The organism is Nostoc sphaeroides, assembly GCF_003443655.1.
Classification (GTDB): Bacteria; Cyanobacteriota; Cyanobacteriia; order Cyanobacteriales; family Nostocaceae; genus Nostoc; species Nostoc sphaeroides.
Window position 1 is genome coordinate 910,974 of record NZ_CP031941.1, and the last position, 22,232, is coordinate 933,205.

Consider the following 22,232-nt stretch of genomic DNA (forward strand, 5'->3'; position numbering starts at 1 on the left):
ACTACTGCTTTATAAGAATGATATATAAATATAAAATTAAATAAAAATAACTAGCATCGGAATTATTTTGATCCAGAAATAAATTTAAATAATAGGATTTTTACTTATTCTTCATAAAGACTTTAAGATATATTGTAAAATTCAATATTTAATTCAAGTATTTCTACCTTATATGTAGCGATCGCCAGCTATGAGCCAGTGGCGATCGCGTCCGAAAACGCCACTAAATCGCTATGGGATAACGAGTGTTTTTCTAACTACAACATCTCATTAATTCGTAGCGAATTTTATTTGCAAAAACTCTGCGTTTAAAAACGTTACAAGTTAAGGCAAAAGTGTACTAATTTGAGCGATGTGAGTATTCAAGTAATAATGTTGACCTTACCTGTGTCAATATCGTAACAAGCGCCAACAATTTTTAATTTCCCTTCACTGAGCAATTTAGTTAAAATTGTCGAGCTTTCCTGCAATTTTTCAGCCTGATACTGGATATTGGCTATAACTGCATTCTGCATATTATCACCCGTTCTTAACTTTACCCTTTCTACAGATGGTTTGATACCCTCAATAATCAAACCTATTCTGCCAGGAAGTGGTTCGTTTTTGATGGCTTCTGCTACTGCACCGCATCTTTTATGACCCAAAATCACAATCAACTGCGAACCTAATACTGTTGTAGAATATTCCAGACTACCTATAACCGTGTCACTGACGACATTACCAGCAACTCGCACGACAAATAAATCTCCAATTCCTTGATCGAAAACGATTTCCGCAGGGACTCTAGAATCTGCACAACCTAATATGGCAGCAAAGGGATACTGAGCTTTAGCAACTAATTGCAGATGTTCTAGTGATTGATCGGGATATTGACGTTTTTGATGGATAAATCTTTGATTACCATCCAACAAGCGTCTGACGGCTTCATTTGGAGTGATTGGATTAGGGTTAACTGGGTGAATATCAGCAACAGCAGTTTGCTCTGGATTCCAAAAACTATCACCAAAAACAGTAGCTGCAATACCTACTACACTGGCGAATTTTAAGAAATCACGTCGCCCTACAAATCCATTAATTCGACTCATCAATCTACCTGACAACAAAGCTGTTCTCAGGAATATATCAGACTTAAGCAAGATGCAAGAGTACCTTGTTACACGGTTTAAGACTTATTTAATCTTCACGGAATTTAGAGTTTTTGAATCCAGTTCGTGCAAGTGGTAAGAGCATTTGAATATGCAAGATTAGATAGTCCCTAAAGCGGCTTGATCGCTCCTTTTGCATATTCAAATAACCAATTAACCAAATTTTTTTTACAAGTCTTAGTATGGGAAAATTTTAGGTAAATGCAGGGATATTATCTTTCAACGTATTAGTCAGCATTCAGCCGATACCCATAGCTACCTGAAAGCGGTAAGCGCTAGTACAGCACGGCATAAATAACCGACCCATTCAAAATCAATGAAACGCTTACATTGTATTCATTTTGACTTTTGACTTTTGACTTTTGACTTCCGCCTTGCGGTACTAGCCTGTCCGTCAGGCTTATCGCTCTATGATCAATGATGTTTGCTTGCTGATTCACAGTGGCACAAACCTCTGTTATTACGTTCATTTTCAAAAATAAGATTTGTGCTTGACTGAAATTGGCTCTCTAACTAATGATGGGATTTTTCTAGTCAAATTTAAAGTACTTCTCTTCATTTCTGAACTCAGGTTAGGCATCTCGTGCCAGCACTGACGGCAGAACCAGTAGGTTTCTTGTAAGCGAATGTGACGGAGCATTTGGTTTGAACAGCAAGGGCAGTTGCTCATAGAATTGTTGTTTTATTAAAAAAGTTAAACACGAACAGGTAATTTGCTCTTGGCTTCACTACCAACAGTTTTAATTTATAAACAGAAAATAAAGAACTAATAAAGAAATGAAAGTAGTTAACAAATTTTAAAAAATATCAACAAGCATTTGATTAGCGTAGGCTTATTGAACGGCAGGCATCGCTCACTCGTTAAGACAGTCTATTTATACAAGAACAATTACGCCCGTTTGCTTTGGCTTGATAAAGGGCTTGATCTGCTGCCTCGATCAAATCCAAAGGAACCATATTAGGTGTCGGAATCACTGTGGCAATTCCGATACTCAAGGTGACGTGATGCTTCACAGCCGATGCAGCATGGGGAATATTTAGCTGTTCTAGAGCTTTATGAATTTCTTGGGCAACGTAAAAAGCCCCATCACTAGCAGTATTAGGCAAGATGACAACAAACTCTTCTCCGCCATAACGAGCAACTAAATCTCTAGAACGTTTGACACTTTGTTTAAAAGCTTGGGCAATAAAACGCAAACAATCATCTCCGGTGGCATGACCATAAGTATCGTTATATTGTTTGAAATAATCAATGTCGCATAAAAGTAGTGAGATAAAACCTTGTTCTCGTAAAAGATATTGCCAGACAGAATTAAGCTTATTATCAAAACATCGGCGATTGGCAATTTGAGTTAATTCGTCCACCATCACCATATTTTCAAGTTGCTGGTTGGCACGCTGCAATTGTTGATAAATTTCTGATTGTTGAATAGCGATCGCTACTTGTGTTGCCAATTGCTGAAGTAGTTCGCTCTCCCAAGGTTGCCACTGACGCGGGGCGCTACAATGATGAGCAACCAAAAGTCCCCAAAGGCGATCGCCTTCTAAAATTGGTACAACTAGCTTGGCTCTGACTTGCAACTTTTCCAATAACTCTACATGACAAGGGGAAAGTCCGGCGGTGTAGATATCTGGAGTGACTTGGAGCGTACTTTCTTGATAAGACTGTCCCCGTGTTTTGACAAAATAGTTGTCTGTAATTTCCATATTCAAAATCGATTGCCAACCGGATGCTACAGACTCCGTGACAACTACACCACTCCAATCTTGTTTAAAGCGGTAGATGATGACGCGATCGGTTTGCAGAAAATCTCGAACTTCGGCAACAGTTGTGTTCAAAATTTCATCCAAGTCCAAAGACTCGTGGATGTGTTGAGCGATCGCAAAAACCATGCGTTCTCGTTCTGTTTGCTGTTGCAGGGCAATTTGTGCCAGTTTGCGAATTGTAATATCGGTAAATGATACGACTACCCCATAGGGTTTTGATTCATCAGATTCAAACAGTGGTTGAGAATTGATTGAAACCCAAGTCAAGCTGCCATCAGGTTTGTGAACTCCCATAATGACGTTAAATTGGGGTTGTCCGGTGCGTAAGGTGACGATGGCAGGATGAGTTTCGCCTGGAAAAGAAGTACCATCTTCATGAATGGCTTGCCATCGTGGATCGATGCAAGTTCGCCCCATCATTTGATCGGCTGTTAACCCTAAAATTCTTGCGGCACTCTCGTTACAGGCGGTAATTCGCCCATCTGATTCCTGTAGGACAATACCTTCTGCCATCACTGTAATTACAGAACGATACCGTTGTTCACTTTCTCGTAGTGCTTCTTCTATACGCTTGCGTTCAGTAATATCAGTATGGGTTCCTAGCATCCGTAGGGGAAGACCATCCTCTGCGCGACTGGAAATTTGCCCCCGATCTAGAATCCACTTGTAGGTTCCATCTTTGCACTCGATCCGATATTCACTGACATATTGTTGGGTTTCACCGCACAAATGCTTGCTAATTTCCTCGTAAACCCTCGCTTTATCATCTAAGTACACTCGCTCTAGCCATTCACTGAGGGAATTTCCAATTTCATGCTCTGCAAACCCTAATATTTCTTTACATCGCCGGGAGAAAAAGACTTGGTTAGTTTCAGCATTTAAGTCCCAAACTCCGTCACCATTTCCTTCTAAGGCAAACTGCCATCTTTCTTCACTGGTTTTGAGTGCGGCTTCGATTTGTTTACGTGGGGTAATGTCTTCAAAAATGTATAACCGCCCAAAGTATTGATCCTGAGTATCTCGAATTTGGCTGGAAAAACGGCGAATCGTTCGCCCATCGACAAATGAGATTTCATCCTCAATCATGCAACGATTTTCTTCAGACTGCAACGGTTTACAAGATTCGGCAAATGCGGGCACATCGGCAATTAAAGGTATACACTCAGGAATGATGTCATTGTTTTTTAAAGCACCCAAGCGCATTTGGGCTTCTAGATGTTCGATTCCCCATATTTCACAGAAGCGGTGATTGAAATAGAGGATTTCATCAGTGCGATTGTCAACAACAAAGAATCCCAGCAAAGAAGTTTCAGTCATAGAACGCAGCAAAGCTTCCCGCCAGCGCAATTCTGATTCTGCACCCTGGCGTTCTTGTAATGCAGCTTGTTGCTTGGTAATATTCTTTTCATTGACGAGGATGATGGAGTTACCCGTTACTGGATCACGAGTGCATCGTATATCCATCTCATGCGATTGAATCCCCTCAGTGGTGAACACTTGAGCCTCTATGCTCAATACCTCACCGAAATTAACTGCTTTCATAGCTTGTTCCCCAACACTCTTGTCAACAAAGTGACTCAGGAAAATATTCTCAACTGACGAGTTAGGGTGCAGGGTATCCCGATAACAGCGAAGGGCTGCCGGGTTTTGCATCAAAGGTACACCATCCATCGTGTAAAGTGAGATAATCACTGTGGTGTGACGTAGGGCTTCAATCGATCTCAGTGTTCCTTGATCAATCTGATTGATAACTTCTGTTGTTGCTTCAACCAGCATTGCCATTCGCCCTTGTTCAATTTGAATTCCAGAAAAGAGACAGCGAGCAGAAACAGGTTTTCCTTCTGGGTAAAATGTCCAATTTTCAGTGATGGTTTTCCCTTGCTGAAATTCTTGCAGATAGCTTTGCATTCGAGTGTGAGTAGACTCGGAAACATCACTGAAGTTGCGATTGAGCAATTCTTCTCGACTTTGAGCATTCCAAATATGCAGAGCAGATTGATTTGCCCACCACATCTGCAAGTTTTGAATATCATAAATCCAAACTGGAGTTTGTAATCGGTCAAATGCAATTAAGTCTGCAACTGATATATTCTTCGGCAATGCCGTTGTTGTGATAATGGATCCTCTAAAATTCTTATAGAGAGTTCTTTTAATTGACCTCAACTTCAACTTTGGCTGAACTGTCAAATTTTTCAGGTTTTGATTGAGTTGCGGCGTTAGCTTTTCGCAGGATGTAGCCCTTCCTTTATGGCGTTCTGCTTCCCCAAGAGCGATTCGTAGCTCTGCGGCTATTAGTTGAAGATACTCAATTTCTAAAGAACTCCATTGACGTGAGCCACTGCACTGGTGAGCAATTAGTAAGCCCCACAAATGAGGATATGTAGTAGAAACTCCATCAATTTTTTGATTGTTTACTAAAATTGGTACTACTAAATTAGCTCGGATCTGCAAGTCCGTTAATAGCTTTTTGTAACAAGGGTCAAGGGTTGTAGTATAAATGTCTTCAATGACACCAACGCATCCATCTTGATATTGCTCCACCCATGTCGCATTGAAGCAAGGATCATAAATCAATTGCCCTAGAATTGGTTTCCATCCATGACTTACAGACTCTTCTGCTATGACTCCATCTCCATCGGGCAAAAAGCGATAGATAATGGCGCGATCGCTTTCTAAAGTTTTTCTCACTTCGCTGACAATAATCTTGAGAATTTCACTCACTTCAAGCAACTGGTGAATTTGATCAGCCAGCATCCTAATTTGATCGAGGATTTGCTTTAAATCAATTTCAGAACCCGATAGACGATTGAACAGCATGGCAATATATAGTAGAGAAATAAGTGCATTCACTTAGTTGAAGTGTAAAAAAGTACTTTAACTTTATTTTATTCCAAATTAGGGATTTCCAGTGAAAAAAACATCTCATCTCCTGGTAAGTAGTTATGCTACTGTAATGCAATTTCTAGCCAATACTGTTCGGTTAAGAAGATTTGTAGGTTGGGTTGAACTTTAGTGAAACCCAACAAATCCCTGAAAATGTTGGGTTTCGTTCCTCAACCCAACCTACATTGGAGTTATTTTTTAGGCAAAACCTACGCAGTATTGAATTTCTAGCAATTTTAATTTGAATGAGATATACAGCAGATTTCAGGTAAATGAAGTACATATATAAAACCCAAAGCCTTGTAGAGACGTAGCTTTTCTTCGTCTCTACGTGTATTCTATGAGAGCGCAATCTGCTGTATATACGCTAGGGATGCACAGTTAGCTATGCGTCACTACGAATTTTTTGTACTCCAAAAAATTGCAAATCTCTATATATTGGATGTTTTATCCATTCTTGTTTAATCAATTAGTGAAGTAAAATCCCAACCTAGCAATTGAGCAACCTGAGCAGGGAGGGTAACTGGATTAAAGGGTTTGGGGATTACACCTGCGATTTGATACTGTCGCAGAATTTGTGAATCTAACCATCGCGCTTTAGCACTGAGCAAGACTACAGGAATAGTTTGAGTTTCTGGATTCTTTCTTAGTTTATTCATCAATTTAAAACTATCCACGTCAGGGATTGATATATCTAATACAATCGCATCAGGACTATGACGTACTGCATTCTGCAATCCTTCTAATACAGAATCAGCAGTTATTACATTCCAACCAGCTAAATCTTGGAGGCAAAATTTTACTATCTCACGTACATTCAGTTCATCATCAATGAGCAATATCGTTTTGCCCGTTATATTTACCTCCTTTAGCATATTCATTTCATTTCATTTCATATACCTTTTTGATGGTATAAAATATTTTTATCTATAAGCAAAAAATATAAATTAGAAAAATAAAAAACTAATAAAGATATAGATGTTGTTACAAAACTTAACAATTAATCGTCCCACCCCAGAATCTTGGTAACTTCGTTGCAAATAGAGGTGGGTTCAAAGGGTTTGGTAATCACCCCGGCAATTCCCATCTGGGCGAAACGGGCGCGATCGCTAGCTTGGACTTTCGCTGTTAACAAAATCACTGGTATTGCTTGAGTTACAGAATTTTCCTGAAGTTTTTCGTAGACTGCAAAGCCATCCATGTCAGGCATAGAGACATCAAGTAGAATGGCATCAATAGATTCTGTCTGGGCGATTTTTAGCCCTTCTGTCCCTGATGCAGCTGTCAGGGTGTCCCATCCTCCCAAGTCTTCCAAACAAGCTTGTACTAATTCGCGGATTCGTTCTTCATCATCTACAATCAACAATTTTTTAGTCATTTGTCATTAGTCATTAGTCATTTGTCATTGGTGATTGGTCATTTGTCATCGGCAATGGTAGAGTGAAGAAAAACGTGCTGCCAACACTAGGAGTACTTTCAGCCCAGATTTGCCCACCGTGCTGATTAATAATACTACGACAGATTGCCAATCCCAAGCCTGTGCCGCCTTTGGTGCGAGAATCAGAGGCATCTACTTGCTGAAATCTTCCAAAGATTGCTTCTAATTTATCTGCTGGAATACCTCGGCCTTGATCTGTTATTTGGAATAGTACGCGGTCTGTTTGCTGTTGGACACTCAGGGTAATATTAGAATCAGCAGGTGAGAATTTAATCGCATTACCTAACAAATTGGTAAGTGTTTGCACAATTGCATCAGCAGCCGCCCAAACTTGAGCATTGGTAGGGTGGATCTTAAAGGTAATATTTTGCTGATTGGCGATCGCTTGTACTCCCGCTACAGCTTGTTGAATTAAATCAGCCGCATTGCAGCTAGTTTTTTCTAAGACAGCTCGACCCGATTCTAAGCGTTCCAAATCAAGAATATCGTTGACAAGACGCACTAAGCGATCGCTGTCGATGGCTGCAATCTCAATCATTCGCTTGAATTTGTCTGGTTTTCTGTCATAGATACCAGTTTGTAGTAAGCCTAACGCTGCCCGAATTGCAGTTAAGGGAGTGCGGAGTTCGTGACTAACAATGCCAATAAACTCACTCTTGATCAGATTAATCTGTTCTAGTTCAGTGATATCTTCGGCAATACCGGCAATCCGAACTACCTCGCCTAGTTCATTTTTGATCGGAAATGCGCGATCGCGAATCCAACGGATTGAACCATCAGGACGGATAATCCGATATTTTTTATCGTATTGCCCTGTTCTCATCTGTTCAATTTCGACGCACTGGCGATCTTCTGGGTGAATTGCATCTAACCAATTTGAATAGTTGTGATATAAGTCTTCACAACTTCTTTGCCAGATGGTTTGGTATGCATGGCTCACATATAGAACTTGCTGAATTTGATTATCGGTCATCCAAAATACTGCTTGGATGTTTTCTGCCAGCTGACGAAATTTTTCTTCGCTGTCGCGTAAAGCATCTTCAATGCGTTTGCGTTCAGTGATATCTTGGTGAACCGCAACTAGAACGTCGCCGTAGTCGGGATGCTTGAATACAGAAGTCGTCGCACTACACCAAAATGGAGTACCATCTTTTTTAACATTCTGGACTTCATAAGTGGCTTCACTATTTTCTAAGACGGTAGACATAATCGCTTGACTTACATCTTCAGCAGTTACCGATTTTGTGACAAAGTTCACAATCGAAACATGCTGACCATTGAGTTCACCAGAGTCATAGCCAAACATCTGCTCAAATTTCGGATTGGCATAGACAATAACTGAATTATCGGCTCTGACTAAGCAAATGCCTTCCGCCATATTTCGGGTAATTACAGCTTGAAGCTCCAGCTTATGTGTCTGTTCTAAAAGTGTGAGTTGGGTTTGTTGCTGCTCGATCACTTTTTCTCGCAGGCGATGATTCGTCTCTGTCAGTTGTGCAGTCCGTTCTTGCACGCGTTGCTCAAGTTCGGCATTAAGTTGTTGCAGGGCAATTTCTGCCTGTTTGCGCTCTGTCAATTCTGTCTGTAACTGTTCAAACAAATTTGCCTGCTGGATCGCAATGCTTACCTGCGCTCCTAACTGCCGCAACAGAGCAATTTCTGAAGATTGCCACTCACGAGGAGTTGCACAGTGATGAGCCGTCAGTAATCCCCACAATTCATCTCCCAAGGAAACGGGAACTACCAGATTTGCCCTTACCTGGAGACTTGCCAAAAATTCAATGTGACAGGGACTAATTCCGGCATTATAAATATCAGCTTTCGCCGTGACTAAGCCTTTTTTAAAGGGTTCGACGTTCTCTTCACCAATGCAAGGGTCAGAAATTTGGAGTGGTAAAATAGGCATCCATTCTGGTGCAACGGACTCAACAATCGTAGTTCCACCCCAGCCAGGAAAAAATTTGAAGATGATAACCCGATCGCACTTCAGAAAATCCCGGACTTCATCGACAGTGGTTTGCAAGATATCTTGTAAATTGAGCGATCGCCGGATACGCTGACTCATCTCCATCACTAAACGCTGTTGTTCAAATTGCTGTTGCAGCGTTTCTTGTGCTTGTTTGCGATCGTCAATATCTATAACAGTTCCCGTCATACGGACAGGCTCACCCGCTTGGTTATAAAATGCGTTTCCCCGTCCTTCAATCCAATGGATGCTACCATCTGCCCAAATAATCCGATACTCATGCTGGTAGGTGCTGTGAGTTTGCAGCGCTTGTTGTATTGCTTGGTTAAGGGAAGGGCGTTCGTCAGGATGCAAATGAGTATCAAAGGTTTCATATTTACCATCAAAACTACCAACAGTCAACCCAAATAGCTGTTCGTGTTCTGGCGACCACTTGATTTCTCCTGTGACAATATTCCAGTCCCACATTCCCATGTGCGCCGCCGATAGAGCCATCCGCAGTTGCTCGGCATTTTCCTGAGCCAATTTTTGGCTAAGTTGTTTAATCTTTTGTCTGCTGTGCTGAAGATTGCTAGTGATCAGATTAATACTTAAAGCAACCAGTAAGAAGATGCTTAACCGCAATAATTCTTGTGGTTGATAGATCAAGAATTGATATCGCGGCAGGATAAATAAATAATCAATTGCCAGTGTCGAAAGGATAACTGTAACAATCCCTGGTCGAAAGCCACCATACCAACTACTCACGATGATAGCTATATAAAAAAAAGCACCAACAGTTCGAGATATAAATGGTTCTAGCCAGAGTGACAGCAGCAGGGCGATCGCAGTTGAGCCAATCGCAACACCGTAGTTCAATAATCCCTGATAATTTCTGATCATGCTTGACTTTTCCCTGGCTGAGAGCGCCAGCGCATTCTTTGAATCCGGCTTAATACCCGTGTCACAAGTTCTGGCCCTAGCACTGGCTTGCTGATAAAATCATCGGCTCCGGCAGCAAAAGCTTGCTGAAGAGATTCTGCATCGGTATGGGCTGTAACTACTAAAATAGGTAAATCTCCCCATTGGGCATCTTGGCGCACGACTTGGCACAACTCTAACCCATTCACTATTGGCATTTCTAAATCTAGCACCACCAAGTTTGGAGATGTTGCAATCAGCACCTTCCAAAATTGCTGTGATTGGGAAAGAGTTATGACTTCCAGCCCCCAAGGAGTTAACAACGCCGATAATCCAGCCAGCATTACAGGGTCATCGTCTACAATTAAAACTTTGGCTTCGGAAATTTGAGGTTGAGGTAAGACACGAGCGATCGCCTGAAAAATCTCCTGGGTTGTCGCCGGTTTATGCAAAAATTGTCTAGCTCCTAAACGCGACACTCTCAGTCGATCTGTTAGGGTATCTCGTCCTGTAAAAACAATTACTGGGATATTTGGCGATCGCTCAACTATCTCGCTCAATAATATTAATCCGTCTTCCTCTGTTGTCGAAAAACTCAAATCTAGTAAAATAGCGTCAGGAGTTTTTAAGGAAAAAAGCGATCGGGCTGTTGCTAAGTTTGGTGCAACTTTCATTCTGATTCCCCACGAATCGGCTTCTGCTTGCAACTGCTCTGTCAGCGTCGCATCATCATCGATTACTAATAGACGATAAGTTTGCTTCATCGGGAAGCTTTGAGCGGTATCAGTAACAGCAGGCTTGGTTAATTCTTGCTGTAATGCTGTTACCAGTTGCGAGAAATCAGAGATTTGATGTGGAGATAGGGAGGATTTTTCAAGTAGCAAATGCTCTATTTTCCGTGCTAACCGGGAACCCTCTGGATAACCGAACGAACCCATCGAGCCTGCTAGCTTATGGGCTTCATGTAATGCACTCTGCTGTAACTCTTCATTTAAATTCCCTGCCAAGAGTGCAGTTTTTGCTTGCTCTAGCACTGCAACCTGTCCCACAAAGGAATTACGAAATCGCTCCAGCACCCGATTTACAGAAGTCATATCTTTAGGGCTGGGTTTTTTCTTTCCATCTTGATTCGTTTCTCTAACAGAGATGGAGCGATTAGGTGCAGGCTTTAGGCGATAGCCCATACCATATACCGTTTCTAGAAATTCTTCTCCCAGACCTACTGGTTTGAGTTTCTTTCGCAAGTCTTTAATATGAGTCGAAACTGCATTTTCAGTCGGTGCATCATCAAATCCCCAAAGCCGATCTAGAATCACTGCCCGACTAAAGATCCGGTCTGGGTTTTGCAAAAACAATTCCAGCAGTTTGTATTCTGTGGCTGTGAAGGGAATTTCCTGCTGATTATAAGTTACTCTCCCGGCATTTTGATCTAAACAGAGATTTCCCCAGGTTAAGGTGGATGATGAGATCGCCCCATTGCGTCGCAATAAAGAGCGAATTCTTGCTAGTAATGCTTCTGGGTTGAATGGCTTAATAACGTAATCATCGGCTCCGGCATCTAACCCCGCCACAATATCTGCATTAGAATTTTTCCCGGTTAGCAACAGAATAGATTTACGATAGCCTTGCGATCGCAGTTGCCGACATAAGGTAATCCCATCTAGTTTGGGAATTAGCCAGTCCAGCAAAATCAACTCATATTCAGTCGATAGCGCTAGTTCTAATCCAGCTTGTCCATTGCTGGCGATGTCGATAGTATAACGATTTGCACTCAACAACTCAAAGAGTGCTTTACTCAGTAATACGTCATCTTCTACCAACAAAATTTTCATAAGTCGTATCAAAAGAAGATGTCATAAGCATCTTCGCGATCGCAGGACACACCCTCTGCGTGGTCAAAACTTTGTGTAATTTTAATATATTGTTACAAACAACACAACAAGTTAATTTAAATTTTGCACTCCGACATATTTATTTACAAACATTAATATACAAAGTAGTATTTCCCTTTACTTTGATTATGAGAAATTTATCTAATTATTTTTTCTGTAAAAACTTAGAATCCTCATTAAATCTTTAGATTTGTAGATTATTTTTTGAAAGTCTCAATTCTGCTCTCTTAATTATGCAATACCTATACTATCTAGCCAATGCTAGTCTGACACTGCGGGTTGTTGAATATTTTAGTAGGAATGACTCGTCTCTTGAATTTATTACTGTAATTAATCAATTTCATGGTTGGATAATCAACGTCAAAATAAAATCTTTTGTACCGAAACAAAAGGATAAAGATATTAAAGCTTTCTTGAGCGAAGTGGGAATTGTTTACTCACCACCCGAATTCATTAGTAATGTTCTGAGCAGTTTGGAAGCTGGACAATCAGCAACCAATGTTATGCGACGCTATAAGGTAGCAATAGTTTCTCATGGTAGACCGCAGCCTAATGAGATTGAAGCATTCCGACAAAGTTTTATCCGTGGATTGGGCTACTGTCCACAAAACTTAGCTTGACATAAACTAACTTAAATCTGTGTAATACCAATTTCTGTAAGAGGATGTTTTCAAAGTATTGGGCGAATAGAATTCGCTACTACACTAGCGTTGTCCCAATACGGTTCGGATAAGGTTTTTTAATGACACGCCGCTAATCGCAAAGACGCGATAAATCGATGTCTTTACAATAATCAGTCCTCTGTATAGACGGCGATTTATCGCGTCTCTTGCCTTAACCGAACCGTATTGAGCGTTGTCCACCTCCGTGGACTAATACAAAATCAAGGTTTTTAACCCACGGAGGTGGGTAAAGTTTCGTGTAGCCGCGACTTCTAGTCGCTCGGCGAGTAATAAATTAGACAACCTTTAAAGTTGCACTTAATTATTGCTCCTTCTCCCTTCTCTACGAGACGCTCCGAGAAGGCGTAATAATTAATTAAGTGCATCCTCATAACTAATTGATATAAGGGAACTCCAAAAAATAAATTATTCCACTTAAAGTCGTTGACTGTTGACTGTTGATTGTTGACTGAAAACTCGTGAACCGTCAACGGTCAACAGTGAACAGTCAACAATAGCAATGGAATATTTTTTTACTTGGAAGTCCCTAAGTCCATTTGGACTATTGCTATATGTGTTTTCTGTTTAATTTCTAGCCAGTTGTGGTGAAGCGGTGACGCGCTGCATCCACTTTCAGGTGGTTCGGAGAGCATAAGCGTCAACAACTGGCCATTGGGTGGGATTTTGAGACGGGAATCATCCCTTGTAGAATTTTCTCAATCTCCCTGTAACCCTGTTGATATCTCAATTAAAACTGCAACAGAAAAATTTTGGATGCCAAATTGCCAAAAGCACTCAACATAATTATTAATTCGTAATTCGTAATGACGCTGGTGGACTCGCTAAGGTAATTCGTAATTAAGAAACTAGTTAGACTAAGACACTTGTATAGGTTACAACCTTATGCTTGGTGTCTAAATACCCATCTATTACGTAATTATGAATTGCGAATTGTTAATGGGGATTCTGGCAGATTTGGGTAATTTACATTTTGATTATTTTTTCCTGAATGAATGTCCTGTTTTACCTTTCTACTCGCTGTAGATGTGATTAGAAACGCAAGGATTATTGGGGAGAATTCTTTGAGCATCGAAAACGACGGTCGCGGCAGTGGCAGGAATTGTTATAGCTTTTGTATTAGTCTATAGATAGCGTAGGCGCACCCCGCCTTAGACATCGCTATCGCCTGGTGAAGTTTCCTTATTAAAGTGGTCTTATGTTGAATGGGGCAAGAGTGAAAAATCCAGATTAATGTCTTTTACCTGCTCCCAGATATAACTCACCCACTTTAGGATCATTCAACAGTTCTTGACCTGGGCCTGAGATAGCATCGCGTCCTGACTCTAGTACATAGCCGCGATTAGCCATCTCTAAAGCCTTACGGGCATTTTGTTCCACTAATACGATCGCAGTTCCCGCCTGATTAATTTGTTTAATCTGTTCAAACACTTGTGTCACCAAAATCGGGGACAAAGCAGCAGATGGTTCATCCAAAATCAGCAAACTAGGTTCCAACATCAAAGCTTTGCCCATCGCTAGCATCTGGCGTTCTCCTCCAGAGAGAGTACCAGCGCGTTGACGACGGCGATCGCTTAGTCTGGGAAACATAGTAAATATTTTATCTTTAATTGGTTTCAGGGGAACGTTAAGCACAAAAGCACCCATCTCCAAGTTCTCTTCAACACTAAGGGAGGGGAAAACATTGGCGATTTGCGGTACGTAGCACATTCCTCGCTGAACTATTTCATTGGACTTTAGCCCCACGAGATTTTCACCTTTAAAGGTAATTGTCCCTGTGTGCGGGATCAAAAGCCCAAAAATTGCTTTTGCTAAAGTAGATTTACCAGCACCGTTGGGGCCAATTACAGTTACCAATTCACCTGGTGCAACCCGGAAATTTACACCTTGCAGGATATCTACATCTTTGATGTATCCAGCGTGGACATTTTGGACATCTAGTAAATAGTCATTTGTCATTTGTCACTTGTACTGAGCGAAGCCGAAGTATTTGTCGTTTGTCATTGGTCAACAGTCAAGTTAAAAATAACTATTGACTGTTGACTATGGACTATTAAGGAGTTTTTTGCAACTCCGGTCGTTCTTCTGGAAGAATCGCCCCTTCTACTGGGCAAACTTGGAGACATATTCCACAGTCGATACAAGTGGCAAAGTCAATCCAGTACCAATCGGTTCCCTTGGCATTTTTGCCTGGGCCATCATGAATACAAGCTACTGGACAGGCATCTACGCAGTCAGCTACGCCTTCACAGACTTCTGTAACAATTGTGTGCGGCATGTTCTTGATTCCCTCTTTTCTGTATCGGCTATTTCTAGCCTAGCAGGGGAGTGGGGAGTGGGGAGTGGGGAGTGGGGAGTGGGGAGTTAGGAGTTAGGAGTTAGGAGTTAGGAGTTAGGAGTTAGGAGTTATAAATATTAACTCTTCACCAATGCCCAATGCCCAATGCCCAATTCCCAACTCACTTAACGCAATGGCTCAATTTTTGAGGAGCCATCAGCTTTCATCCAAGCAATTTGCGCAATGCCGCGATCGCTTGCATATTGGCGAATAGCGTCTGCGTCTCTTCCTCCCAAATCAATTTCTACCCGCACCAAATCAGTAGAATCTCTGAGTTTTTGCGCGTAAGCAAAGGCAGAGGCGTTAGCACTAGCTGTCTCTGGTACTACCAACCAATCACTCGCTGGGGTTACTTGTGGTAATTGTCCAGTAGACAACAAAACTTGGTATAAATCTTCAATGCTGAGTCCAAAACCAATACCAGGTATGTTTTCTCCTTGGGGATGATATAGCCCCAAAAGCTGGTCGTAGCGACCACCGCGCCCTAAAACTCTCGCTTGAGATTCGGTATCGTTGACAACTTCAAAGACGATACCAGTGTAGTAATCTATGGTCTGGATGAGGCTGAGGTCGAGGATTAAGGGAAATTTTTTCTCTAATTCCAGTAATTCTACTAGGGATTTGAGGTTATTTACTGCCTCTCGCTGTTCTTCGTCTAGATCCAAACTACTAACTTTTTGCAACACGTCTGCACTGGGGCCACGCAAATCCAGCATGGTTTGGGCGCGATCGCGTAGTTTGTCACTTAGGGGTAAAGTATCTATAGTAATGCGGTCAAGATGAGCGATCGCACTGCGAACTTTATCCTGTAAATTAGCCGGAAAAGCACTCAGGAGCGATCGGGTAATTCCCGCTTCACCTAAAATTAAATGCCATTCCCGCAACCCCAGTGCTGCTAAACAATCTGCTACTAACAGTAATACTTCCGCATTCGCCAGCAATCCGCCAGCACCTAATAATTCCACTCCAGCTTGATAAAACTCTTGCTGGCGATTATGCCTACTTTCCCAAGTGCGGCGAAACACATTAGCGTTGTAGTACAACCGTTGCGGATAAGTTGCATAAGCCATGCGAGTGACAACCGTGCGAGCAATGGATGCTGTTAATTCTGGACGTAGCCCTAACTCATCATCTTCGCCATTTTGTTGTAGTTGAATCACCATCTGAGGCTGGATTGCTTCCCCCGCCATCAGAGTATCCATCCGCTCTAAAGTCGAGGTGATAATCCTGTGATATCCCCAACGGTGAAACACCTGCTGTAATCTATCTTCAATCCAGCGTTTTTTCTCCACATCCAAGGGCAATAAATCCCTGGCTCCTGCTGCTGGTTGATACACCATTATTTTTTCTTCCCACCAAACAAACCACCGAACAAACCACCACTACCAGATTTTTCTGGTTGCTTATCTCCATTATTGGCGGATGAAGTCACTTTCTGATCACTAAGTTGTTGTCCTATAGCTCTATCTATTTTAGGTTTCCATTGCAGAGCCGTTTCGTCATTGGGGTCTAATTTGAGAGCATTGTCGAAGTGGATTTTTGCCATTTTTAGCTGATTTTGCTTCAAATACACCATTGCAATTAAGCTATGGCAGCGACTATTTTTCGGTTCTAGCTTTAGGGCCTCTTGCAACTCTACTTTGGCTTGGGCGAATTGGTTTTTGTCAATCAAAGATTGAGCGCGACGAACATACTGATCTACAATCGAGTCTTCTTTTGGTAACGCTGGTGGTGGATTTTTTAGTGCATTTGATTGGGGTGTACCTGATTGGACTGTGGGTTGAGCAAGTTGTGGGGGCGCTGCGGATGGTTTGCTTGCACTCCGCATTAAATACACTAAATTCAACTCACTCACTTGGGCAATAAATTGCAGCGCTTCCTCTAAAGAATCATACTGGGTTTCGCCAATTTTAGCGATCGCACTTTTATAGAATTGATCGAGATTAGGTGTCTGGGCTAACTGTTTACCCAAGTCGGTATTGAGAGTCACCGAAGTAGATTCTTGTAGCAGGCGCTTGCCAATTTGCGACAAAATTAAAATATATTCTGTGCGAGTGCGATCGCTACACAGTTTTTCGTAAGCTGGGTTAACCAACTTTGATAAAAATTCGTTCCCTAGCTGTTTTTGTTCATCAGTTTCAGTCAAACTACTATCCGGGTGTAAGCGACGGGCAATTTTGAGATAGCGTTTCCGAATCTCTTTGACATCTGCATCCACTGGAACGCATAAAACTGCGTGATGATCTATGAAATCATATTTAAATAGTCCACGATCTATTTTGAAAGACATATAGAGGTTTTGCACCAAAGCAGCATTTAGATTCTTTTTAGTTTACCCAAAGTCACAGGGAAAGCTCCCACCTGCTAAACCCATGCTGACAGTGGTGGAACTTGTAAAAGTTCGTTACTGAGGGAGTCGTGAATATAACCATTTGTGGCGAGAATTCTACCTGACTCAATTTTGACAGGAGTACCATCGTAGGCGCTGACTTTGCCCCCAGCCTCTTGTAACAAAATTATCCCGGCGGCAATATCCCAAGGAGAAAGCCCTCGTTCCCAGTAGCCATCGACACGTCCACAGGCAACATACGCCAAATCTAGCGATGCGGAACCGCTACGTCTGACTCCTTGAGTCAGATGAGTCAGGTGACTAAATTCTGCGTAGTTGTTATCAGAGGTTTCGCGGCGATCGTAAGCAAATCCTGTCACTAGTAGGCTTTTATTCAGTTCCGATGTTACCGAAACCTGAATGGGGCGACGGTTACGCGTTGCTCCCAAGCCAGCAGCAGCCCGGAATAGCTCATTATGAAAAGGGTCATAAATTACACCAACTTGCGGAACGCCATTAATTAACAGCCCAATGGAAACAGCAAAAAATGGGTATTGATGAGCGTAGTTGGTTGTGCCATCTAGAGGATCTATTGCCCAAAGGTATTTATTCTCTTGATTACCTAATTTCCCTGATTCTTCAGCAAGGATGGAGTGATCGGGGAAGTGGCGACGTAAAATTTCTAAAATCACCTCTTCTGAGGCTTTATCAGCAGCAGTGACTAAATCACCAGGGCGACCTTTTTCAATAATTGCGTCTTCTAATTTACCTAAATAACCTTGCAAAACGACACCAGCAGTTAAGGCTGCTTCTGTCGCAATATCTAGAAAAATTTGTAGATTAGTCATTTGTTATTTGTCATTAGTTAGGAGTTAGGAGTTAGGAGTTAGGAGTTAGGAGTTAGGAGTTAGGAGTTAGGAGTTAGGAGTTAGGAGTTAGGAGTTAGGAGTTAGGAGTTAGGAGTTAGGAGTTAGAAGTTAGGAGTTAGGAGTTAAGAGTTAGGAGTTAAGAGTTAGGAGTTAGGAATTATTATTCTCCCCTGCTCCCTCTGCCCCTAGTCTCTACTCTTTAAAGATTTTGACGGCGATATTCAGCAGGAGTGAGGTGCATGGGTTTTTCTGGGTTCCAGATTCCTTGGCCCATGAGTCTAGCCCATTGTTGGGCACGTTCTAAACGCTGGTCATATTTGTGGTTAGGCGATCGCCCCACAAACATTGCATTCCCTTGTTTGACTAATTCTTCATTCAACAACACCTTATTTTTCCACACATAAGCTAGAGTTCGCCCGATTTTATCTTTTGTTTCTAAATCAAACTCCAGCGTTACCGATTGTTCTGCACCACCAATTAGATTCTCTAACTGTTCTTTTGCTGCTTCCCCCCAAGGCCTCTGTCGCAAATCTGGTGCATCAATACCAACTAACCGCACTTGAGAAATCAAATTTGGTTGTTCAGCCATGCCTAAGACTTCCAAACTTTGCCCACTAACTACCCGCGCTACTTTCACCTGAGCCTCATTCTTTGGCAGTTGGTTTTTATTTTGGCAACTCACCAAGAGCAATAAGCAACCCAAAATAGCTATTTTTCGCACCCAATCACCAAGATGCACAGGTATTAAAAATTCGGTGATTTTGAATTGTTTATGTTTATTCCTCATCTAAGGGTAAACCCGCTTTAACTTTCCCCCTAGCAAAATAGCGGCCAAACTGGAGTTCGTAGACTTCATCTTCGTCTTGCGTCTCCACCTCCAAGTCAGAACGGGGGTAACTCACACACAACAAGGCATAACCTTGCCGACGTAAATCTGGCGACAATCCGATCGCCTCCGGTTGGTAAATTTCTCCCGATAAAACTCTCACCGCACAAGCGGTGCAAGCTCCGTTACGGCAAGAAAACGGCAGTTCTACCCCTTGTTTTTCGCCAGAGTGCAGGATGTAGCGGTCTTCTGGGACTTCTAGGGTGTATGTTTTGCCAGTGGCGCGATCGCGAACTCTAATTGTGTATGTACGGGACATCTGGATTTGCGTTTTGGAATTAGGACTTTCAGATTAAATCAAAAATATCTTTCTTTATCTTTGCATTTTCTGGGATTCTATAGTATGATCGTAACTTGTGGCACCTGGAGAGGTGGCCGAGTGGTTTAAGGCGCAGACCTGGAAAGTCTGTTTAGGGAAACTTAACGGGGGTTCGAATCCCCCCCTCTCCGTTCTCAAACCTAGTCTAAATATATAGTTTGAACCAGACTTATACAATTAGTCAGGTTAAATAAATAGCAGGATATTGCCAAATTCTTAAAATTGCTTTGACAGTGCGTTAGCGTTCCGCAGGAAAGCTATCGTACAAACCAATATGGTTTAGTTATAGCGGTTCTCGTTTACATGCCGTGCCCCTACACCTTGCTTCTTTCCTCCTGACCTCGACCTCCTCTCGTAACATTTCTTTATTTTTCACTCATAATTGAGCCATTTTGTAAAGTCGCCAAACTCCTACTTCACTATGGCGACAGCTTGAGGAAATGATCGAGTAAATTAAGATAAGTAAAGAAAATGATTTGAATTAAATGGCAAGTCTAAGCTTAGAAGAAATTTCTACTCAGTTAGAAAGTCCGAATTTACGCGATCGCATGGTAGCCCTAGCCAATCTGCGTCATGTGTCCCCTGATGATGCAGTTCCTTTGATTAAAAAGGTACTAGATGACGAATCTTTGCAACTGCGATCGATGGCAATTTTTGCTCTTGGAATCAAGCCGACACCAGAATGTTATTCAATTTTGGTCAGAATTCTCGAAAATGACCCAGATTATGGGATACGCGCTGATGCTGCTGGTGCTTTAGGATATTTGGGTGATGCCAGAGCCTTTGAGGTACTGTCACGGGCATTTTATGAAGATACTGATTGGCTAGTACGCTTTAGTGCAGCCGTTTCTCTAGGTAACATTAAAGACCCTCGTGCCCATCAAATACTTATTCAGGCATTGGATAGTAAAGAAGTAGTGTTGCAACAAGCTGCAATCTCTGCACTGGGAGAAATTCAAGACATTGAGTCAGTCGATCAAATCCTGCGCTTCGCCCAATCAGATGATTGGTTAGTAAGGCAGCGTTTGGCAGAAGCTTTGGGAAATCTGCCTACTCCCAAGAGTGTTTCAGCTTTAAAATACCTGGAAAAAGACAATCATTTCAACGTTGCTGAGGCAGCCAGGATTGGCCTCAAGAAACTTGAGGAAATGGGCAATCAAGCTTAATATTAAAGTTTCCTGCTACTTTTTAATAATAATTAAGTGGGAATTTTAGCATTTTGATGCAGGGTAATTTTATTCATGAATATTGAAGAGTTTTTTCAGTTAAGTACTGGTAAATGGTTTTCTCATCGGACTAGTCAACATTTGGCTTTTAACCAATCTCAAGAGAGTAAGTCAGACATCATCATTGAGGCGCTGGCACTAGATGATCCAAAAGTGATCAAACTGTGTCAACAGTATGAAATTAATCCTAGTTCCGCCTCTTGTGCTGCCAAAATTAGCTGGAACGGCACAATAGAAAAAGATCAAACAAAACACAGTGGTTCAACTGTATTAGTTTCTGTAACTGATGCAGATAATCCTGGTCAAGGTAAGTTACTGCGGGAAGTGGTTGATACCGATAAAACTCCAGTTGCCGGACACTATAAATTTGATAGTGATGGTGCTTTGATCCTAACTATAGAGGATGAAACCATGTCGTTAGAGGAGCGCCTGTGGTTTGCTAGCCCCAATTTACGAATGCGGGTAAATGTCCTCAAGAGTTTTGATGGATTTAGTATCGCTTCCTTTACTTCTGAGATTCGCATGGGCGGCTTTCCACCAGCTGCGAAGGCTTCCGAGGCGGCTAATTCAGTATCGAGTTAGTTTTAATACAATATATTCCCCCTGTTTATAGGGGGAATAAAGTTTAATATTTATTTTTGGCGTTGCTGAATCCAAGTATGAATTATGCGATGCGATGGCTGCAATCCGACAAGTGCCACTCAACATGTGCGGCACTGAACCATACTTGAGATAATGTATAACCAGTCTAATAGAGTGTTTCAGCATTTCTTCTGACTTAGAGTAACAAAAACTTTTACGATGTAGTCTAGCCAAATAATGCCGAAGACGGGTATTTTCGCACATCACGAGTTTCATATAAATCTTACTAACAATATGATCTTCATTGTTGATAAAATCAGGGTAAACTGGGTAACCATCTGTCACATAAAAATAAGAATGCCAACAGCTTATAATTTGCCATAAAAGCTTAAAAGTTTTAGAACTGCGGTCACCTAAAACCCAGGCTATAACTCCTGGATTATGCTTATTTAGTGCTGTCCACAACCAAATTTTGTTTTTTTACCTACAAATGTTTCCAGTTCATCAACTTTAGTAATTTCCGGTATTTCATTATATTCAGGTGAATCTGGTAACGTCTTTCCAAGCTCTCTTACCCAATTTATTACAGTAGTTATGATAGCGAAGCGTTAGCGAGTCCGCGAGCATCTGTACTTTTTTCACTCGCTCAATTGCACGGAATCCTAAACCATTTACGTACATTTCTAAACATTCTTTTTTGACTTCTGCTGAATAACCTTGGTATTCATAAGAATCTATAAACTGACGACCACAAGAAACACAAATGTGATTTTGTTTACCATTAGGACTTACGCAAAAGTACACGCGCTCAGGGGCAATTCATGAATTGCCTCTACGTGAAAATAAGGGTTTCGGCTGAAGTTTTGCGTAAGTCCTGACCATATTTCCTGCCGTAAATGCTGTATGAGTTGATGCACACCTTGGACACTGCATAGCGATGGCTACGCCCGCCGAAGGCATCGCTCAAATTCATACTTCAATTATGCAATGCCGAATAGTTTATGGCTCTTCA

The 22,232-nt window shown here is 41.7% G+C and carries 17 protein-coding genes, 1 tRNA gene and 1 pseudogene; 4 read left to right on the forward strand and 15 right to left on the reverse strand.

Annotated elements, in window-relative coordinates:
• Window positions 1-362: 362 nt before the first annotated feature.
• The 6 genes from D1367_RS04175 to D1367_RS04210 all read right to left on the reverse strand — a co-directional run bounded on the left by D1367_RS04175 (window position 363) and on the right by D1367_RS04210 (window position 11,931).
• A complete protein-coding gene (locus D1367_RS04175) occupies window positions 363-1,085 on the reverse strand; it encodes a carbonic anhydrase (protein ID WP_118163332.1) in 723 nt (240 codons plus the stop codon).
• 921 nt (window positions 1,086-2,006) lie between these two features.
• Window positions 2,007-5,762: a diguanylate cyclase domain-containing protein gene (locus tag D1367_RS32030; protein ID WP_147337328.1), complete on the reverse strand. Its 3,756-nt coding sequence runs from the start codon at window positions 5,760-5,762 to the stop codon at window positions 2,007-2,009.
• 494 nt (window positions 5,763-6,256) lie between these two features.
• Window positions 6,257-6,676 (reverse strand): response regulator, encoded by a 420-nt coding sequence (locus D1367_RS04195; protein ID WP_118163346.1) that lies wholly within the window; start codon window positions 6,674-6,676, stop codon window positions 6,257-6,259.
• A gap of 119 nt (window positions 6,677-6,795) precedes the next feature.
• Entirely contained in the window at window positions 6,796-7,173 is a 378-nt protein-coding gene (locus D1367_RS04200) for a response regulator (protein ID WP_118163350.1), read from the reverse strand.
• A 13-nt stretch (window positions 7,174-7,186) separates the two neighbouring features.
• Window positions 7,187-10,081, reverse strand: a complete 2,895-nt coding sequence (locus D1367_RS04205) for a PAS domain-containing protein (RefSeq protein WP_118163353.1) — start codon at window positions 10,079-10,081, stop codon at window positions 7,187-7,189.
• Complete coding sequence (locus D1367_RS04210; RefSeq protein ID WP_118163359.1) at window positions 10,078-11,931, reverse strand: response regulator; 1,854 nt, start codon at window positions 11,929-11,931, stop codon at window positions 10,078-10,080. The genes D1367_RS04205 and D1367_RS04210 overlap by 4 nt, the downstream gene beginning before the upstream one ends.
• 293 nt (window positions 11,932-12,224) lie before the next feature.
• Here D1367_RS04210 and D1367_RS04215 point away from each other — a divergent pair, with 293 nt between their 5' ends.
• On the forward strand, window positions 12,225-12,611 hold the full coding sequence (locus tag D1367_RS04215) for a hypothetical protein (RefSeq protein ID WP_118163363.1): 387 nt from the start codon (window positions 12,225-12,227) through the stop codon (window positions 12,609-12,611).
• Between the two features lie 314 nt (window positions 12,612-12,925).
• Here the strand turns inward: D1367_RS04215 and D1367_RS31655 are convergent, their stop codons facing one another.
• From D1367_RS31655 to D1367_RS04250, 8 genes are all read right to left on the reverse strand, one after another.
• Entirely contained in the window at window positions 12,926-13,144 is a 219-nt protein-coding gene (locus D1367_RS31655; RefSeq protein ID WP_220451004.1) for a hypothetical protein, read from the reverse strand.
• Between the two features lie 757 nt (window positions 13,145-13,901).
• Entirely contained in the window at window positions 13,902-14,630 is a 729-nt protein-coding gene (locus D1367_RS04220) for an ABC transporter ATP-binding protein (protein ID WP_118163369.1), read from the reverse strand.
• Between the two features lie 94 nt (window positions 14,631-14,724).
• Entirely contained in the window at window positions 14,725-14,949 is a 225-nt protein-coding gene (locus tag D1367_RS04225) for an indolepyruvate ferredoxin oxidoreductase subunit alpha (RefSeq protein ID WP_104907250.1), read from the reverse strand.
• 185 nt (window positions 14,950-15,134) lie between these two features.
• A complete protein-coding gene (locus D1367_RS04230; RefSeq protein WP_118163383.1) occupies window positions 15,135-16,349 on the reverse strand; it encodes an ATP phosphoribosyltransferase regulatory subunit in 1,215 nt (404 codons plus the stop codon).
• Window positions 16,349-17,299 (reverse strand): J domain-containing protein, encoded by a 951-nt coding sequence (locus D1367_RS04235; RefSeq protein ID WP_118163386.1) that lies wholly within the window; start codon window positions 17,297-17,299, stop codon window positions 16,349-16,351. Before D1367_RS04235 ends, D1367_RS04230 begins: the two co-directional genes overlap by 1 nt.
• A 74-nt stretch (window positions 17,300-17,373) precedes the next feature.
• Complete coding sequence (locus D1367_RS04240; RefSeq protein WP_118163390.1) at window positions 17,374-18,186, reverse strand: inositol monophosphatase family protein; 813 nt, start codon at window positions 18,184-18,186, stop codon at window positions 17,374-17,376.
• 220 nt (window positions 18,187-18,406) lie between these two features.
• Window positions 18,407-18,994 carry a thermonuclease family protein gene (locus D1367_RS04245; protein WP_228674633.1) on the reverse strand — a complete coding sequence of 196 codons (588 nt, stop codon included), beginning with the start codon at window positions 18,992-18,994 and terminating at the stop codon, window positions 18,407-18,409.
• On the reverse strand, window positions 18,984-19,352 hold the full coding sequence (locus tag D1367_RS04250; protein ID WP_118163393.1) for a 2Fe-2S iron-sulfur cluster-binding protein: 369 nt from the start codon (window positions 19,350-19,352) through the stop codon (window positions 18,984-18,986). The genes D1367_RS04245 and D1367_RS04250 overlap by 11 nt, the downstream gene beginning before the upstream one ends.
• A 106-nt stretch (window positions 19,353-19,458) precedes the next feature.
• Here D1367_RS04250 and D1367_RS04255 point away from each other — a divergent pair.
• The 3 genes from D1367_RS04255 (at window position 19,459) to D1367_RS04265 (ending at window position 21,220) form a co-directional block, all read left to right on the forward strand.
• Window positions 19,459-19,543: transfer RNA gene (locus D1367_RS04255), tRNA-Ser, on the forward strand.
• Between the two features lie 354 nt (window positions 19,544-19,897).
• The gene (locus D1367_RS04260) at window positions 19,898-20,578 is read left to right on the forward strand and encodes a HEAT repeat domain-containing protein (protein WP_118163396.1); all 681 of its coding nucleotides are present in this window, start codon (window positions 19,898-19,900) and stop codon (window positions 20,576-20,578) included.
• 75 nt (window positions 20,579-20,653) lie between these two features.
• Window positions 20,654-21,220, forward strand: coding sequence for a phycobiliprotein lyase (locus D1367_RS04265; protein WP_118163399.1), 567 nt, complete (start codon window positions 20,654-20,656; stop codon window positions 21,218-21,220).
• 129 nt (window positions 21,221-21,349) lie between these two features.
• Here D1367_RS04265 and D1367_RS04270 read toward each other — a convergent pair.
• Window positions 21,350-22,039 (reverse strand): annotated as a pseudogene (locus tag D1367_RS04270) (IS1 family transposase); the annotation flags it as partial.
• Window positions 22,040-22,232 lie beyond the last annotated feature (193 nt).